Here is a 17,570-nt window from a genome sequence, read left to right on the forward strand (position 1 = left end):
ACGCTTATTTTGCGCTCCTTATTTTGTTAATACGAATAAGAATAAATTGCACTCATTCCAATTTGAAATTATGCCGCTATAATTCGTTTTACCTGAAGGAAAGTGTATCTTTGATACTATAAATGTGGGTAGGAGGATGAGTGTTATGCTTATTTTGTTCGTACTACATTGAAAACATCCATGATACATACTATGATGAAAAAGATATTATTGATAGTGGCATATAGCCTGATTGTTTTATATGTATCTGCCCAAAGCACATTGCCCGAAAGATATGTACCGTATATTGTAGATGCAATTTATACATCGGACGATCATGTTCGAACCAGTGGAAAAGGAGAATCTCTCACTTACCGGATGAAAACGGATACCGTTCCGCAATTGTTAGTTGTGCAGTATTCCGGTGAGAATAAGCCCGGAAAAGGGGAGAATTTCTTATTTAATATATCTGTCAATGGTACCCTCTTGTATACTGAAGGGCTCAATCGTAACCGGCACGGACTATTTGAAGTGGTATATCCCATTCCGGCGGAAGCATTGAAGAACGGAAATTCTGCACTTGTCCGCTTTGAAGCGTATGATCAGTCGGCATCTATAGGCGAGATTTATGCAGTTGCCATTGTCCGCCAAAAGCTGAAAACCGGTTTATTTGCTGATAAACAGAATTGGCAAGGGCTTACAAACGATTGGACTTGTGCTTCCGACGACACTTTTATCTATACGGAGCCTGATGGCCCCCAACATCCATATACTGACAATTCCGTGATCGACCTGATGTCTTATTATGGTCTTGAACTTAATCTGAAGTTATCCGGCACAAACGATATACCCGTTGAAATACTTGTTTCAAGTAATGCCCTGAAGTTCGGAGAACCGGAGAAAATAGACAATCCGTTTGATACCCGTAAAATCCGGTTAACCTTACAAAATCAAAAGAATGGTGCCGGCAGATTATTTATTCCTTTTTCTGTCTTTGATACTCCGAAAGCCTCACAGAGCACTATACGGCGGATTAAATCCATTGCTGTTCGTCTTTTCGGAAAGCATGGCGGTAAAGTGAAATTACTTTCTACCCGTCTGATAGAAGGAAACTCGGTGAAAGTAGTAGCCGACTCTTATTCCAAATCGGGAGAAGCCGGAGAAACAGTTGTCTATCCGGTATGGATTACTAATTGTGAATCAAAATCACAAACAGTTTCTTTTTCTATCCCTAAATATGGTTGGGAAGCTTTTCCGGTTACAGTAGAACCGGCACAAATAGAGTTGGCACCGGGTGAGAAACGGAAAGTGGAATTACAGGTGGTGGTACCGCCGGGTATTCCCGCCGGAGGCCGTGAAAAGCAGGTACTACAGATTTTACCTTCTGCCAATCCTGCTGCTGTGCAGACATCAACGTTTACCACTTTGCGCAGTATGCCACATCCGTTTACAATCCATACGACGGAAGGATGGGAAGAAGTTCGCGCGAAAGCGGAAAAATATGACTGGGCTATGGAGCGCAAAAAACGTTATGTGCAGGATGCAGAACGTTGGGGAGTGCCTTCACGTCCTCCTTATGCTGCTAACAGTGACGGTATTCCTTATTTATGTGCGACCACTCATGAGTACGGTCTGATGAATAATGCCATTGCATGGCAGTTGACGCGTAAAACGGAATTTGCCCATAAGGTAAAGCAATTCCTGCTGATGATCAGTGATTATCAGACCGGTTTCCCGCTAACCCGGAAAGCTTCCAACCAGGCAAGTGTACAAGAAGGGCACTTCTTTCAGCATCTGGCGCAGGCTTATGATCTGATTATGGATGCCAATATCATGAACAAACAGGAAAAGACTCAGATAGAATATACTTTCCGGCTTTATATCGACCAATATCTGCGCTACAAATCAACGGGCGGAGCTAACTGGGCGGTTTCACAACTGACGGGAGTCTTTTTCTGCGCTTTAGCCATACAGGATTTCAACCTGGTGGACGAAGTGCTTTACGCACCTTCCTGCCTGATGGATAAGTTCCGCACTTATACAATGCCCGATGGATGGTGGTATGAGTGCACGGTCAGCTATAATCTTTGGGTCGCGAGCGAATATATACAAATAGGGTTGGCATTGAATCCTTTCGGATATTCTCTGCTGACGGAGAAATTCCCCGTTGATTATAACCTCACTCCAGAGTATGAGAAAGTCGGGACCAATGAACGTGAAGAGAGCCGTAATCTTCATCATGGACACAGTTTCCGTATTCGCGGCCCCATTCACCAACCTTATGTCACTATCAAAATGATGTCGGATGCCCTTTTGCCTTTCCTCGATTATCGGGGCTGGATATTCGGAATCAATGACGCCACTGAACGTGAAGTGGGTGGCGACAGTTTTGAGATGGCGTACTATGCTTTCCGTGATCCGCGCTATGCTGCTTTCATACGGATGTCTCCCGGGCGGAATGATTTGATCTATGGTGTACCCGAGTTGCCCGAGGTGGAGCCGGGAGATGTCCGGGGAGCTTATGCTGACAATGCAGGAGCATTAATGTTGCGTTCCACCCAGCAGGAGGCGCGCGAAAAGATACAGGCTGTTTTGAAATATGGAACACACGGTGGTTATCACGGACATTTTGATCGTACTGCCATGCTTTCACTGATGCGTTATGGGCGTAGTTTCTATAATCCGGAGATGGTGTGGTACAGCTATGCTCCTTATATGTATAATTTCTATGTACAGAGCAGTATCTCCAAAAACATGGTTACTGTTGATTTGAAGCAGCAGGAAACAGATGACAGCAAGCGTAGCCTGTTCTATACAGGTGATTTATTTCAGGCCGGTTGTGTGGAAGGAACTGCCGCATGGAGTTATCCAGCTTATGGCGGACTGCGGCACAGTATGCGTGGACCGAGGGATTTCAAAGAGAAAACAGAGTGGGAAGCCCGTTATTTCCCCGTACCCGAAAAGCATCCCGGATTCGGAGTGCTGACAGGATTTACCGAACCTGTCTTTCAACGCAGACTGATGGTTGTGACGGACGATTATGTAGTTCTTGCAGATTATGACAAAAGTACAGAGAACAAGCAACATCGTTTCGATCTTCTTTTCCAGATAAAAGGCTTGTTAGGATTGTCCGCCGATAAGAAAGAGTTCATTTCCCATCAGGCACAATTGGATACCGATGCCCTGAGTGCCGCACCGTTAGTAACTGATATCAATCAATATTCCGTAACCGGAACTCTGAAAGCCAGTTTCCTGACCAAATTCGGTCCCGAAGCTGATAACCGGGGAACACGTATGTACGGTGAGTCGGGTAATCTCTACATGGATATTTATAATGCTTGGCCTAATATCCAACGGATTGCTTATACCGGACGTGCTCCCGAAGATCACGGAACGCAGCGCAACCTGAAGTACATGGTAGAGGGAGATGGTAAACTACTTGCCGAAGGCAGCTTCGGTGCCTGGATTCTGGGTGAAGGAAAGGTAGATGTGGATATTACGGGTATCCGGAAATTAACACTGTCTTCCGCCACTCAACATGCCAACCGCTCTAAAACTCTGTTCTGGGCAGAAGCTGTCTTGGAAACGAAAGACGGTAAACAAATCCGTCTTGCCGATCTTCCGGTTGTCAAGAACAACGTACAGGATAATCCTTTTGGGAATACTAAAGACTATGCCGATGGTCGTATCAATATCAGTGGAGAGAACTACAGTTGGGGGCTTCCTGCCGAACCTGTGAATGCAGGTTTTGAAACGCCTGCCCAATATACCTTTGATCTGGATGGACTTCAGGCTATCCGCCTGAAAACAGTTATCGGCGGAGATTATCCTCTGGGTGATGAGGCTGAAAGGCGTATTACTTTCGGGGTACGTATGGACGCTGCTCAGGTCCGTTATCTGACTGTCATAGAACCCTTTGAGAAAGAGAATAGTGTACATTCTGTATTTGCTCCTTCGGCGGACGAGCTGATTGTGATACTGAAGGACGGCAGGGAACAACGTCTTTACTTTTCAGGAATGGAAGAGGAGGGAGGTGCACCTACTGTAAGGATGGAGGAATGGAAAGAAGGGGTACTGTTGCGTAAAGAACGTACAGGCTGTAATTGAAAAAAAAGAATACGGAGCTCATCGCGGGCTCCGTATTCACGAGATGAAAAGGATTGGAAAAAACGGGTATGTATATATTGGTTAGATGAGGGTCTTATTCTTTTTTATGATAAAGAAGTGATAAAGAAAAGGCCAAATTCCCCCTTTCCCGGATATCTTATTCTCATAATCTTTCATCATTTTCTCATGAATTTCAAGGATTTCATGTGTATAATTCATCATTTTCTCTAAGTTCTCTCCCAGTTCTGTTTCCCGTCGGGCGTGCTTATGAATTTCTTCTAATAAATCATCGTTGACTTTTTCCAGACGGGCTTTTTCCTGATAAAGCCAATTCAAATGCTCTTTTCGCACTCGTTCCATCATGGTATCATCAGGATAAGATTTTAGTGAATTAAATTCGAGAGCTTTGTCAAGTTCGTCAGTATCTATCAGTGGGTCATTGTCTTCATAAGGTTCTGTGCCTATAGAAGAGCATGTCAGATAACGTAACCTAATCCATTCCCGGATTTGCTCTTTCGGTATGCCGTATTTCTCAGCTACTGACTTTGTAGATAACCAATTAGCCATATAGTGTTTGATTATAAGTTTAAAATCATTCCCTATACGGCTATAATGGCTTTATATTATAAAGGTACGGGGCATTACTCAATCCCTGTTAGTAGGTATGTGGATACCCTGAACCACGGAAGAGTAAGCCCGTACCAATAACTGATACAGGCTACGCTCGTCCGATGGTTCATTAAATTTCCACATTTTACTAACATCGGAAGAGGACATGTATATATACAAGATATATCATGTCGCACGTTCAGTTGCAAAGATACGCCTTTTTTCACATTTAACAACGAAATCATGGATTTGTTTCTCCATTTTGCGTAACTTTTTATTCAGTAACGCTTAAAAAATAACTTGGTACATAAGCAAGTGCGGCGAGTAAGTGCATAAATGATAATTTAGCGGCGAGGGAATGGGTACGCGGACTACGCGGATAAGGCGGACGAACGCGGACTTTAATCTTTTAGACGCGGATGACACGGATGACGCGGATTTTTAAAGCTGCGCTATACATACCGGCATATCACACCGAAGGAAAAAAGAATCCGCGTCATCCGTGTCATCCGTGTCTGAAAGATTACTTGCACGCCGAAGGAGAACCTTGCTCCAGCGCTACGCTGGTAAATTATCATTTATGTACCAAGTTATTTTTTAAGCATTACTTTGTCTTTTGAGTTTTTTTGCGATTTATCGGTAACTTTGTATCGCGCTCAATGACATCGAAAGGAATTTCGCTCTGCTTGATGGCAAAAAGTGACTTGATAACATCTTTCCTGAATAAAAGGAAATACTCGATGTTTTTTTTGTTTTCTTGGAAAAACGGCATAAAAGCGTCTGTTTTCCTTGGATAAGTGGCGTAATTGTACTAATTTCGTCTTGGAAAAACGGCAAGCGGGTGCTTTTGTCGTTTAGGATAAACTGTAGAAGCCATGCTGAAAAGAAAGATTGACCATTACATTAAGCGTTATTATGAGACCACTCGTAATGCTTTGCTGATTACCGGCGCGCGTCAAATCGGTAAAACTTATTCTATCCGGCAATTTGGAAAGTCGTTCAAGAGTTTTGTTGAGATAAATTTTATAGATAATCCTGAAGCTGTAGACGTTTTTAAAGGTGCAAAGGGTAGTGCGGATATACTATTTCGTCTGTCGGCCATGACTACAATTCCACTGATTAAAGGTGAAACACTCATATTTTTCGATGAGGTACAGAAGTGTCCTGAGATGGTTACAGCCATCAAATTCTTAGTAGATGAGGGTTCGTATCGTTATATTTTGAGTGGATCATTGCTTGGTGTAGAGCTGAAGGATTTGCGTTCGGAACCTGTGGGATATATGGGAATCAAAGATATGTATCCCCTCGATTTCGAGGAGTTTATTTCGTGTGTGGGCATTAATGATAAAATAATCGACTCTCTGCGTAATGCTTGGGAAAGTCGCGTGGCAGTGGATGAGTTTGTCCACTCTAAAATCATGGAATTGTTCCGCTTGTATCTGGTTGTGGGCGGTATGCCTGCTGCCGTGAGCAAATATATCGAGAGTAATAATTTGCAAGCAGTAATGGCTGTGCAGCAGGATATCATTCGTTTGTATAAGCGTGACATTGCTCAATATGATCCTGATAACAAACTTTATATAGAAGAGATTTTTAATCTCATTCCGCCTGAACTCAATGCCAAGAATAAACGGTTTATCTTGAAAAAGCTCAACGAGAATGCCAAGTTTGAACGTTATCAGAACAGTTTTCTTTGGTTGAAAAATGCGGGTGTTGCATTATCTGTTTATAATGTGGAAGAACCTAAGATACCCTTATTGCTTGCTCGCTCACGCAATCTGTTCAAACTTTTTCAGAACGATATAGGTTTGCTCGCCGCTCAATACGCCGAAGGTATTCAGTTGCGAATTATCAGGGGGGAGAAGAATATTAATTTTGGTTCCGTATACGAGAATGCGGTTGCTCAGGAATTGGTGGCGCATGGTATAGATCCCTATTATTATAACAATAAGAAGCGAGGCGAACTGGACTTTGTCATCGAACTTGATGGTAAAGTATTACCCATCGAGGTGAAGTCGGGAAAGGATTATGAGGTGCATCGTGCTCTGTCTAATATCATGGATTGTAAAGAGTATGATCTTTCCGAGGCTGTAGTGTTCTGTAATGATAATCTGCGAGTGGAGGGCAAATTAGTGTATGCTCCCGTTTACATGGTGATGTTCCTTGAAAAGAATAATGTGGCGCCAACTTATTACAAGGTCGATTTGTCGATGTTACAATAACCTCATTTTTCCTTTGGTTTTGATCTAAAATAACCCTGTTTTTCCTTTGGCTTTAGACTTTATTCAGTACTTTTGTATTGAATATTAAATGTTTGTCTATGTTTCAACGATTAGCTCTTACAGCCCTTCATCGGTGGGGCGAAAAGGAAGGACGGAAACCTTTGGTTTTGAGAGGTGCGAGGCAAGTGGGAAAAACTACGTTAGTGAAGCTCTTTGCCCGAGAGTTTGATGTCTTTATTGAATTAAATCTGGAAGAGAAGGAAAATGCGCGCCTGTTTGCCGGGGAAGTATCGTTTGATGATTTGCTGGCAGGTATCTATGCCAAGGCAGGTGTCAGGATGGAAAATAAACGAACTCTTATCTTTATTGATGAGATTCAAAATGAACCGGAAGCGGTCAGGTCTTTACGCTATTTTTATGAGAAACGTCCTGATCTTCATGTGATAGCCGCCGGGTCATTGTTGGAGAGTCTGGTGGGGAACCATATTTCTTTCCCTGTAGGGCGTGTGGAATATATGGCTTTGCATCCATGTACCTTTACCGAATTTCTGGGTGCATTGGGCGAAAACGTTTTAGTGGAACAAATAGAACGATTGACGGTTCCACAGTCGGTGCATAGCTATGTGATGGACTTATTCAGGAAATATATGATTGTGGGCGGATTACCCGAAGCGGTGGCGAACTATGCGAAGTACAAGGATTGGGTAAGGCTGAATGATATTTTTAATTCGTTGATAGCTGGTTATAAAGATGATATTGAAAAGTATGCAAAAAAGAACAAAGAACAAGATATACTCCGTTACATCTTAAATTACGGTTGGGGATTGGCGGGACAACGCTTTCAGTTTGCCAAATTCGCAGGTTCTTCCTACAAGTCGTCCGAGATGGGGGATGCCTTTAGGATTTTGGAGAAAACGCTTTTACTGGAACTTGTTTATCCTTTAATTTCCACCTCGTTTCCTATTCTTCCGGATTTAAAGAGAAGTCCTAAGCTGTTGTGGTTAGATACGGGATTGGTCAATTATGTGGCGGAAATGCAGGAACGCCTATTGTTCACTTCTGCAACAGACGAACTGTGGAATGGAGACATAGCCGAACAAGTGGTGGGGCAAGAATTGTTGGGGGCATCTGTTACATTTGGTACTAAACGAATGTTCTGGGTACGCGATGCCCGTAATTCGCAGGCGGAGGTTGATTTCGTTTATAAGTTCAAGTCCCGTTTATTACCGATAGAAGTGAAAACGGGAGATAATTCCCGATTGCGCTCTCTGCATCAATTTATGGAAGAGTCGAAAGAGAATATTGCCATACGTTTGTGGAACGGAACGTTTTGCTCGGATGAAATACGGTTACCTTCCGGGAAACAATATACGTTGTATAACCTTCCATTTTATTATGCAGGGCAGCTTGAAAGTTTCCTGAATGATAAAGTGGAGTAGGAGTTGAAATTTTAATAATTATTCTCAAAAGACTGCTTTTCATCCTTGCTTCCGTTGCAGCTCTATCATCACTTCATCTACCACGTAGAGGTCGCCCATAAGATATAAGCCGGAAGTTTCGTCATGCAGGTGTTCGCAAGTGTCACTTTCATAGAAGATGTCGAAAGCACGTTCCGGTTCTATATTGAGACGCTTTGCCAGTAGTACGGAAATCCGTCCTATACGATTCCATAGAATAATGTCTCGTACGGTGATATCATCATTTATTGAGGGTTCTTGCTTTGGAGTATTAGGGATGTTGTTCATGGTTGGCCTCCTTTCTGGCGAGCTTCGTTGTTGAGGAATTCGCAGCCTATATAATGCAGGCATTCGTCCGTGAGGGACTGGTTGAGCAGACATATTTGATTATTAGGTTGATGCTGTGCCAGTCGTCCGATGGCAGTATTGATATCCATAAGTCCGAGCATATAGAGCTGCACAGTATCTACCACACGGTCGTCCGCTACTCCCCCTTCTATGTAATCGTATTCTTGCCATAAGGACTCCCCTGAACGGCATCCTACAATGAAGTCAAGCCATTGTCGGTCGTAGGCTTCGAAGCGTAGGCAGCGATAAGTCGCATGGATACGATCAGTGTCCAGCTCGTAGATGTTGAGCCATTGTGGTAGGTGGGCGTTGACAGGGCGTACAGCCCAACTAACAGCTTGCTCCCGTAAGTTAGTAACATAAAATCCTCGCCCGAAATCAAGATTAGAACGTCCGGCGTTACAAAGAGGCTGACTGACGGGGCATGTGGCTCCGTGATAGACGGTTAGCATGGTTTGTTTTCTTTTGGTTCGATACCTTGTTGCGCCTCAAGACGTTGAACTGCCTTCACAATGTCCTGTGTGACGTATTCACGACTTTGTGTATGTAGCGGATCCAACTGATGGGCTATCTGTTGGATCAGTCCTATACGCTTCATTCGCTGGTACATTTCCCGGGCTGTACATCCCAGCCGCTTAGCGGCACATTCTACGCAGAGGGCGGCAAAGGCGAGGCGACTTTCGGTTTCGGTGAATTCAAAATTTCGTTCCATACGTATATTTCCCTTTCTGTTCTAAAACAACAGCAAAGATAGTACGGTAGAAAGCGAAAGCCAAGTATTTAAGCAAGTTATTCTGCATTTATTGCAAAAAAAGTTCAGCCCATTCATATAAGAGTAAAAGCTTCAATAGTAATTGAGAGGTTGGCAATGAAAAGATTTTCGATAGTTGTCAGCACTCCAGCACTAAGACAGCTAATGTGCAATAAAACAAATGGTTGTCTTGTGATGACAACCATTGTTACCAGTGCTGACAAACTGTTTATCAGCACTGTTTTTCCGACATATTTACGCATTTTCTGATTTAATCTCCTGGGATTCACCACGTACATACACTTTATGCGAACCACGCCCAATTGTGCTCAAATATCCCTTTTCCACAAGCAAATTGAGGTCATTCAGCGCTTTATTCTTCAAAAGTCCTGTGATACTGCTGTAATCTTTGCGTGTAATGAAGGGATGCGTCTCCAAAAACACCAGTAAACGGCGGTAACGCTCGGCACCGCCAAGCTCCGCACTCTTACGAAAACCATATTTGGCACGCTCCACAAAACCGGCGCACCGCTTGCGGAAATCGGGCGATACGCGGAAATGCACTTTGCCGAAAAAGATAGTCTGCGCGTGGATCTCTTTCGGGTCCATCACCGGACGCCCCTTCAGGCCCGCCGAGAAGTATCCCATATTCCCCAACTGAACATGATGTCCTTCGGATAAATAAAACGATACCCGATCCTCTATTGCTGCCAACAAACCATTGATGTCACCGGGACTGAAACTGGACATTCGGGAAATGTCACTAACCAAACGCTCTGTGTCAATCGTACCTTTATTCACGATGCGTGGATACAAAGGTTGCAATTCGCCGTCACCCTTCGGGTTAGGTCGTCTTTGGAAATCATACTGTGCTGCCATTGTTTTTTGTTTCTGTTTAAAGGGTTAATACTGTTCTTCCCAAGTGATTGAAAGCTACAACAAGGCAGAAAAATGTGCAGATAGTCTGTCGTTTTTGTACTTTTGGCTTAGGATAAATGTTCTTATGCTTAGTCTAAAACTTCGTCTTGCAATTGTGGGTTGTCCGGTGGGCAGTTGCAGGCTGTTCAGTTCCCATATCGAAACCGTCGGGTCCGCAATTGCAGGATGAAATTTTAGACTAAGCAAAGATACGAAATAAATAAGGCAAAAGCAAGTGTTCTCTTAAGTATTCGTTAATTTTTCTCATGCATTTAGGAGGGTAATCTTTAAGGATGAATAGAATAACAAAAGGCATTTATAATTTGTTTGCAGCGTATATTATGCGTACCTTGCAGCCGCTAAGGAACAACCCTTATTGCTCAATTATTTCAAAAACATATACTGATGAAAATAACTCTTATCAGAGAAAGCCGGGAGAGTGGAAAAGAAACCCTCAGCACCTGCGAAGCTGACGCATGGATAGACCGGATAAAAACAGAAACCAAAGAGGAACACGTCACAAGATTGCGCTCTATGCTCCTTTATACGAATCCTGACAGCGGAGGATACTACGAACACATTGACAAGTTGCCGCGCATTTATCCCTCCGTGGAATTCGGAAGAAGCAGAAACAACGGGCGAAAACTGAAACACTACAACGGCATAGTGATGTTGGAGGTAAACCATCTGGCCGGATTGTCCGAAGTGGAGCTGGTGAAACGGCAGGCGGCTTTGTTACCACAAACCTGGGCAGCTTTTGCCGGAAGTAGCGGACGAAGTGTGAAAATCTGGGTGAAATTCGCCCTGCCGGACGGGAATTTGCCGGTGAAAGTAGAAAATATGGAATCTTTTCACGCACATGCCTACCGCATGGCCGTGCAATGTTACCAGCCCATATTGCCGTTTCCCCTCACGCTGCGAGAGCCTTCTATGACACAAAGCTGCCGCATGACAGTGGATGCATATCCCTACTTCAACCGGCAAGCCATCCCTTTCTGCCTTGAACAGCCCTTCGGTATGCCCGGTGAAGAGACTTTCCGGCAACGCCAATTGACGGAAAAGAACCCATTGTTAAGACTGAAACCGGGTTACGAAACCTCGCAGACCTTCACATTATTATTTGAAACAACCCTCAGCAAAGCACTGAATGAAATGGAAGAATGGAAACGAGGCGATGACTTGCAGCAACTGCTGGTGTGTCTGGCAGAACATTGCTTCAAGGCAGGCATACCGGAGGAAGAGACTGTACGCCAAGTCATGATACACTATTTCAAGCAGACGGACGAACAAACCGTGCGGACAACTGTCCACAACCTCTATCAGGAGTGTAAGGGGTTCGGCAAAAAGAAATCTCTGACACCGGAACAGGCTATCGCCTTCCAACTGAACGAATTTATGGAACGCAGATACGAATTCCGCTTCAACGCTTTGACGAACGACCTGGAATACCGGCAACGGGACTCCATTCATTTTTATTTCAAACCCGTAGACCAACGCGTAAAAAACAGCATAGCCATGGATGCCCTGCAAGAAGGTATCCGTGTGTGGGACAGGGATGTGAACAGGTATTTATCCTCTAATCGCGTACCGCTTTATAATCCGGTGGAAGACTATCTCTGCAACCTGGGCCGTTGGGACGGAAAAGACCGCATTCGCGCGCTGGCCGACCTTGTGCCCTGCAACAATCCTCATTGGAGGGAACTTTTCTACCGTTGGTTCCTGAATATGGTGGCTCATTGGAGGGGGCTCGATAAGTTGCATTCCAACAGTACATCTCCCCTATTGGTAGGTGCGCAGGGTTTTCGGAAATCCACCTATTGCCGCATCATTCTTCCACCCGAACTCCGTTTCGGCTACACCGACAGCCTGGACTTCAAAAGCAAACGGGATGCAGAACTATACTTAGGGCGCTTTATGCTGATCAACATCGATGAATTCGACCAGGTCAGTATCAATCAGCAGGGATTTCTGAAGCATTTATTGCAAAAGCCTGTTGCCAACCTGCGCAAACCGTATGGCAGCAGCATACAGGAAATGCGGCGATATGCCTCGTTCATCGGGACAAGCAATCAGAAAGACTTGCTGACCGATCCGAGCGGCAGCCGCCGTTTCATCTGTATAGAAGTGACGGCACCGATTGATACAAACGTAACCATCAACTACCGCCAACTCTATGCACAGGCGATGGAAGCCATCGTAAAGGGCGAACGTTATTGGTTTGATGATGCCGATGAAGCTATTTTGCGTGAAGCGAACCGGGAATTCGAGCAAATGAGTCCGGTTGAGCAGTTATTCCATTGTTATTTTCGTTCACCGGAGGAGGGAGAAGAAGGCGAATACTTGTCCCCCATGCAAATATTGGAACATCTACGGAGTAAGAGTAGGGATATAAAGCTGACAGCTAGCAATGTAAATCACTTCGGAAGAATATTACGAAAGAACAACCTGGAATATAAGCGAACTTGCAAGGGTATTGTATATCGGGTGGAAAAGTTATAATAATTTATTTTTTTAGTGTGACGACAAACGGTTTGTCGTCACTTATCACAACGGTTGCCATTATACGGCAATCGTTTCTGTTTCAATAGAATAAATGGAGTTGTGCTGAAGTGCTGACAAACTATGCAAACTTATTATTGAAAAACCTGAGGGAGCCACAGGACTTGATAATTCCTCCCTTCCTTTTTCATCGATAAAAAGCTTCTGTTAGTCGATTTTTCTATTTATGGATTAAACTATATCCCGGGAATATTGTCATAGATACGTGTTTCATAAATAAAATGGAATTAACTCACTTTTAAATGAATAGAATTATGAAGAAGCAAATTTTAAGTTTGGCCCTTGCCCTGTTTCTGGGAACGGCTGTAGGTATGGCACAGGAAAACAGAGGCGAACGTCCTGATCCGTCAAAACGCATCGAACAGATGGTAACTGATCTGGGACTGAATGAAACTCAGGCTAAAGAGTTTAAGGCAGTAATGGAGGAGATGAGACCAAACAGAGATGCTTCGGGCGAAAGACCTTCACGCGAGGAAATGGAGAAGAAGCGTAATGAGGCAGATGCGAAACTCAAAAAGATTCTGACGGACGAACAGTATAAAAAGTATCAGAACATGAGGCCTCAGAGAGGACAGAGAAGAGGGAAATAATCTTCTATAAGATATTCTTCATCCGCAGATGACGCGGATGAAGAATATAGGTTATTTACTGAATGTAACCTCTTCCGTATGCTCACCCACAAAGATACGTGCCATATCTCCAGTTTTATACCATTTAGGTTTCTCGGGCATATCATCGTAAATCACTTCACCGTTTATCGTCAGGTTTTCGAAACGAATGTTTTTCACTTTCCGTTCTTTGTCATAGCCGATAATCATGGAGACTTCCGCATCCTTTCCCGTATAAGAAATGTCTTTGAACAGGATATTCTCAATGCCTCTGCCGGGTGCCTTGCAATATTTTTCGTTGAAGAAGATACGGAGATTGACCAGTTGTCCTTGTCTGAAGTCTTCTATCCGGATATTTTCAAAGCGTACGTTCCGTATCAGGTTGTTGTCTCCGGCGTTGATGGCAAGACAGCCCTGATAATCCAGTTGCTTTTCTTTATGATCCAATATATCTATATTGATATAATTCAGGTTTTCCAGAATCTCAGGATTTTCCACATTTCCATGGATACCGATGAAGATGGGGTGAGCTACATCTGCCCAGAGAGTAGAGTTCTGCATAGTGATGTTTTTGCAACCACCGGTAAAGCCCATACGGGTGCCGTAGACCGTAGTGCAATCGTCCGAATTACGACAGAATACGCCATCGAACAATATATTGTTACTGGCAAAAACATTCAGTCCGTCGCCCCAGCCATAGGAACTGATAACTTTTAAATTGCGTATCGTTATGCTGTCCGAGCCTCCGGTGGGACATTGCGTTGTGATCAGACCTTCTACCAATACATTTTTGGAATGGACGATACGAATTCCCGCCCAGCGTTCCGGAAGGACCAGCCCTCTGCCCAGTATCTTCACATCTTGTGCATCGACCACTTGAATACGCCCTTTTATGACTGCTCCCCCTGCCACGTAAACGGTTTTTCCGGATGGAACATTCAGAGTGTCACCGGGTAAATGGTGCACTCCCGGTCCAAAGTAAATCAGATTACGGTCTTTAAGTTTTCTGGGTTTGTTTTCGTCTATCGGATTGGCAAAAAGATGGAGATTGTGGAAGATATCTCCATTGACTTCTACCGATAGATTGCGTGGACGATTCAACTTAAAGGTCATGGTATTGTTGGTTATTGTAGGAGTGATTCCATAGGAGAGAGGACGTACTCTGCCACTTTGAATCGCTCCGTGATTGAAAGTAACTGATACCTCGACCTCACCTGAAAAGTCGAAATAACTCATTGAAGCTCTTTCTACATGATGTTTGATATTCCGCACTTCATCTACTTTGACAAGGTATGTGTCAACCGGTTTCCAGTCTTTTCCTGTTTCCCGTACTTTCACTGTGAAATCATTCATTAAATCAGCCCCCTCCGGTGCCGGATAGGTGACTAACCGGTTCTGCGAGTTTGCATAGTGGATGGTGCTTAATAAAACACCTGTGATAACTATAAATTTGCTCAGTTTCATTTTTATGGTATTCTCAGTGAGATTAGCTCTTATGGTAATAGCCTGCAATATACATTTTAAAATGTAATATTGCAGGCTGATGATTTTTTATCTTATTTTTTACTGATGCTGGTCAACAGAATCATATAATGCTTTTTACTTGCATCCGTATCGGCAGGACGATAATCGGTAATCTGTCCGATACCGGCAAATACAACATCTGTTACGTCTCCCAAGGCTTTAACCTTTGCCGCATCTTCTTCGCGGTCAACAATAAATACGCATGGAGTTATTCCCCATTCGGTGGCTGCGCCTTCCACGTATTCGGTCAAGACGTAATAGGTACCGTCATAAGTGACTTTAGCTGTACGTTTCGCAACTTGTACGAATTCATCTGCTGTGATATTAGGTTCGCCGGCTTCGTCATCACTGCATGCTGTAAACAGTAATGGTAGCAACAACATTCCAAGAATAAATTTTATAGTTTTCATTGTTCAATACATTTTAGTTATTATTCATATTTACCATCCCGGATTTTGTTTCAATTGCGGATTCAAACGAATCTGTACCAAAGGAATGGGAGACAGATAATCGCGCTGGCTGAAAAGCAGGTTGCCTGCCAGTGTAGCAATGGAACGTCCATAGTCGGGATCATTGGGGCCGCTTCCTTGATAGATGCCGTAGAGCAACGGATATTTTTCAGGATAATAACAGGGTTCGCCAAAGTAAGTGGCATCATTTGCTTTTTCTGTTTCGTAAGCCGTGCCAAGAATATGACGACCCAATTTCTGGCCTCTGAGGTTGATGTGTGCAATACCCCAGCGCTTCAGATCGTCAGAACGGAAACCTTCGCCAAAGAGCTCACAGGCACGTTCGCGACGAATTTCATCGAGCATATTCATCTTTTTGCAGATTGTTTTTCCCGTAGCGTGATCAAACCAGCCGGCATCCCATACATTGGCGATCAAGGCATTGGTGAGTGGAGCTACGCGGGCACGGGCACGGTTCTTATTAATGGATTTATTCAGATCCTCATCGGAAATGGTTCCGCCGTTCAATTCGCAAGTTGCTTCCGCATAAATCAAGTGCACTTCGGCCAGACGGATGAGCGGATAATCGGCAGATTCGGTATTTTGTGGTCTGTTGGCACCTTCGATCAGGAACTTACGGCTACCGTATGTGGCGGCTGTGGCATTTGTACGAAGAGTAGGCTTGAATATTCCGCAAGGACTGCCATATGCAGGATCTGAACCATCATACACTTCGTTATTTTTCGGGAACAGTGCTTCCGGATAAGGATTTCCGGTTTGCGTCAATTGGCGGCCATCTTCCGGACGACTGCTCCAGATGGTACGGTCAGGTATGGACATACAGCAACTGATGAAACGGTAGTCGCGATTGCGGAACTCACCTACAAATGTATCATAGCCGGCGAATTCAGGATTGTTTTGAGCATCGGACATATTGCCTGTATAGCTGATACGGATAGGTAGTCCGTTGCGGCATGGGAAAGACTCACCGAACGAAGCACTGATGTCCGTAGCCTGCCAGGTGATAACCGTATGAGATAAGTTAATACCTATGCGTGCTAAATTGTAGTCAAACTTCTGACTAAAAATGAATTCTTTATTTGTACTTTTACCTTTTCCCTTGAAGTTGGGAATGTTGCCATCTCCGTCGTCAATATTGAATAAATAGAAATAACTCAAAGAGTCGCATTCATTCCAAAGTTGGAAAGTACCGGATTCGGCTTCTTTAATTACTTCACCGGACAGTCGTTTGGCTTCGGTCAACATCTTCTCTATTGAGTAATATCCTTCGGGTTTTGCTGTACCGGCACCTACGTTACTGCCGTCTCCGTCTAAATCATAGTCGATGCTGGGAACATATTTCTCCCAGGTGGCTTCATAAAGTAATACTCTTGCCAGAAATGCTTGTGCGGCTTCCTGACTAACTTTGCCTTTGGCATTTTCTGCAATGGTGCTTTCTTTAGGCAGCATCGGGATAGCTTTCTCCAGATCGGAAATTATGAAGTGGGCTACTTCATAACGACTCTTGCGAGGACCGAATAATACATTTCCGTCTGTTACATCCAATACACGGTCTACAATAGGTACGCCACCGAACACTCTTAGCAGATAGAAGTGCTGCCATGCGCGGAAGAAATAGGCAGTACCTACAGACTGGGCAATGCCGCTGGGATCTCCTGAGTATTCTTCAGCTTTCTGCAAGAGGATATTGCAGGTGCGGATATGTCCATAAGGTTTGTCCCATTGGAAATTGCTTTCAGGTGCCGAGCCGCCTCCGTTAGAACCTAATCCTGAAATATCGAGCCCACGGTCCATGTTGCCGTAATTGGCTTTATTCTCATAGTTTTTCCATCCCTCTGTATTATAGAGTGCATTGGCGGCCTGTTCAAATTGCTGGGGAGTTTTGAAAACAATAGCTTCTGTTCCCTTATCCAGTGGCTCTTTATCAAGAAAATCACTGCATGAAGCTAATGGAAGTGCCATTGCGGACACTAATAGTATATTCTTTATTATCGTTTTCATATTCTGTAATTATATAA

At 43.9% G+C, this 17,570-nt stretch carries 13 protein-coding genes; 5 read left to right on the forward strand and 8 right to left on the reverse strand.

Annotated features, from left to right (window positions below):
• Window positions 1-192 precede the first annotated feature (192 nt).
• Window positions 193-4,086 carry a hypothetical protein gene (locus K429_RS0121245; protein ID WP_029327963.1) on the forward strand — a complete coding sequence of 1,298 codons (3,894 nt, stop codon included), beginning with the start codon at window positions 193-195 and terminating at the stop codon, window positions 4,084-4,086.
• 81 nt (window positions 4,087-4,167) lie between these two features.
• Here the strand turns inward: K429_RS0121245 and K429_RS0121250 are convergent, their stop codons facing one another.
• Complete coding sequence (locus tag K429_RS0121250) at window positions 4,168-4,653, reverse strand: hypothetical protein (protein ID WP_029327964.1); 486 nt, start codon at window positions 4,651-4,653, stop codon at window positions 4,168-4,170.
• 917 nt (window positions 4,654-5,570) lie between these two features.
• Between K429_RS0121250 and K429_RS0121260 the strand changes: the two genes are divergently transcribed.
• Together K429_RS0121260 and K429_RS0121265 are read left to right on the forward strand one after the other, a co-directional pair.
• Window positions 5,571-6,917, forward strand: coding sequence for an ATP-binding protein (locus K429_RS0121260; protein ID WP_029327965.1), 1,347 nt, complete (start codon window positions 5,571-5,573; stop codon window positions 6,915-6,917).
• A gap of 98 nt (window positions 6,918-7,015) precedes the next feature.
• Complete coding sequence (locus tag K429_RS0121265; RefSeq protein WP_029327966.1) at window positions 7,016-8,356, forward strand: ATP-binding protein; 1,341 nt, start codon at window positions 7,016-7,018, stop codon at window positions 8,354-8,356.
• 39 nt (window positions 8,357-8,395) lie between these two features.
• Here the strand turns inward: K429_RS0121265 and K429_RS0121270 are convergent, their stop codons facing one another.
• The 4 genes from K429_RS0121270 to K429_RS0121290 all read right to left on the reverse strand — a co-directional run bounded on the left by K429_RS0121270 (window position 8,396) and on the right by K429_RS0121290 (window position 10,352).
• Complete coding sequence (locus K429_RS0121270; RefSeq protein ID WP_007212173.1) at window positions 8,396-8,662, reverse strand: DUF3791 domain-containing protein; 267 nt, start codon at window positions 8,660-8,662, stop codon at window positions 8,396-8,398.
• Window positions 8,659-9,174 carry a DUF3990 domain-containing protein gene (locus tag K429_RS0121275; RefSeq protein ID WP_007212174.1) on the reverse strand — a complete coding sequence of 172 codons (516 nt, stop codon included), beginning with the start codon at window positions 9,172-9,174 and terminating at the stop codon, window positions 8,659-8,661. Before K429_RS0121275 ends, K429_RS0121270 begins: the two co-directional genes overlap by 4 nt.
• On the reverse strand, window positions 9,168-9,434 hold the full coding sequence (locus K429_RS0121280; RefSeq protein WP_007212175.1) for a DUF3791 domain-containing protein: 267 nt from the start codon (window positions 9,432-9,434) through the stop codon (window positions 9,168-9,170). The genes K429_RS0121275 and K429_RS0121280 overlap by 7 nt, the downstream gene beginning before the upstream one ends.
• A gap of 294 nt (window positions 9,435-9,728) precedes the next feature.
• Window positions 9,729-10,352, reverse strand: coding sequence for an HU family DNA-binding protein (locus tag K429_RS0121290; protein WP_022393587.1), 624 nt, complete (start codon window positions 10,350-10,352; stop codon window positions 9,729-9,731).
• A gap of 444 nt (window positions 10,353-10,796) precedes the next feature.
• Between K429_RS0121290 and K429_RS0121295 the strand changes: the two genes are divergently transcribed.
• Both K429_RS0121295 and K429_RS0121300 read left to right on the forward strand, forming a co-directional pair.
• Complete coding sequence (locus K429_RS0121295; protein WP_029327968.1) at window positions 10,797-12,890, forward strand: BT4734/BF3469 family protein; 2,094 nt, start codon at window positions 10,797-10,799, stop codon at window positions 12,888-12,890.
• A gap of 314 nt (window positions 12,891-13,204) precedes the next feature.
• Complete coding sequence (locus K429_RS0121300; protein ID WP_022393589.1) at window positions 13,205-13,540, forward strand: Spy/CpxP family protein refolding chaperone; 336 nt, start codon at window positions 13,205-13,207, stop codon at window positions 13,538-13,540.
• A gap of 51 nt (window positions 13,541-13,591) precedes the next feature.
• Here the strand turns inward: K429_RS0121300 and K429_RS0121305 are convergent, their stop codons facing one another.
• From K429_RS0121305 to K429_RS0121315, 3 genes are all read right to left on the reverse strand, one after another.
• Window positions 13,592-15,022 carry a glycosyl hydrolase family 28 protein gene (locus K429_RS0121305; RefSeq protein WP_029327969.1) on the reverse strand — a complete coding sequence of 477 codons (1,431 nt, stop codon included), beginning with the start codon at window positions 15,020-15,022 and terminating at the stop codon, window positions 13,592-13,594.
• A gap of 92 nt (window positions 15,023-15,114) precedes the next feature.
• Window positions 15,115-15,492: a hypothetical protein gene (locus K429_RS0121310; protein ID WP_007212180.1), complete on the reverse strand. Its 378-nt coding sequence runs from the start codon at window positions 15,490-15,492 to the stop codon at window positions 15,115-15,117.
• 30 nt (window positions 15,493-15,522) lie between these two features.
• Window positions 15,523-17,553: a RagB/SusD family nutrient uptake outer membrane protein gene (locus tag K429_RS0121315; protein ID WP_007212181.1), complete on the reverse strand. Its 2,031-nt coding sequence runs from the start codon at window positions 17,551-17,553 to the stop codon at window positions 15,523-15,525.
• Window positions 17,554-17,570 lie beyond the last annotated feature (17 nt).

The organism is Bacteroides sp. 14(A) (assembly GCF_000526555.1).
GTDB classification, from domain to species: domain Bacteria; phylum Bacteroidota; class Bacteroidia; order Bacteroidales; family Bacteroidaceae; genus Bacteroides; species Bacteroides cellulosilyticus.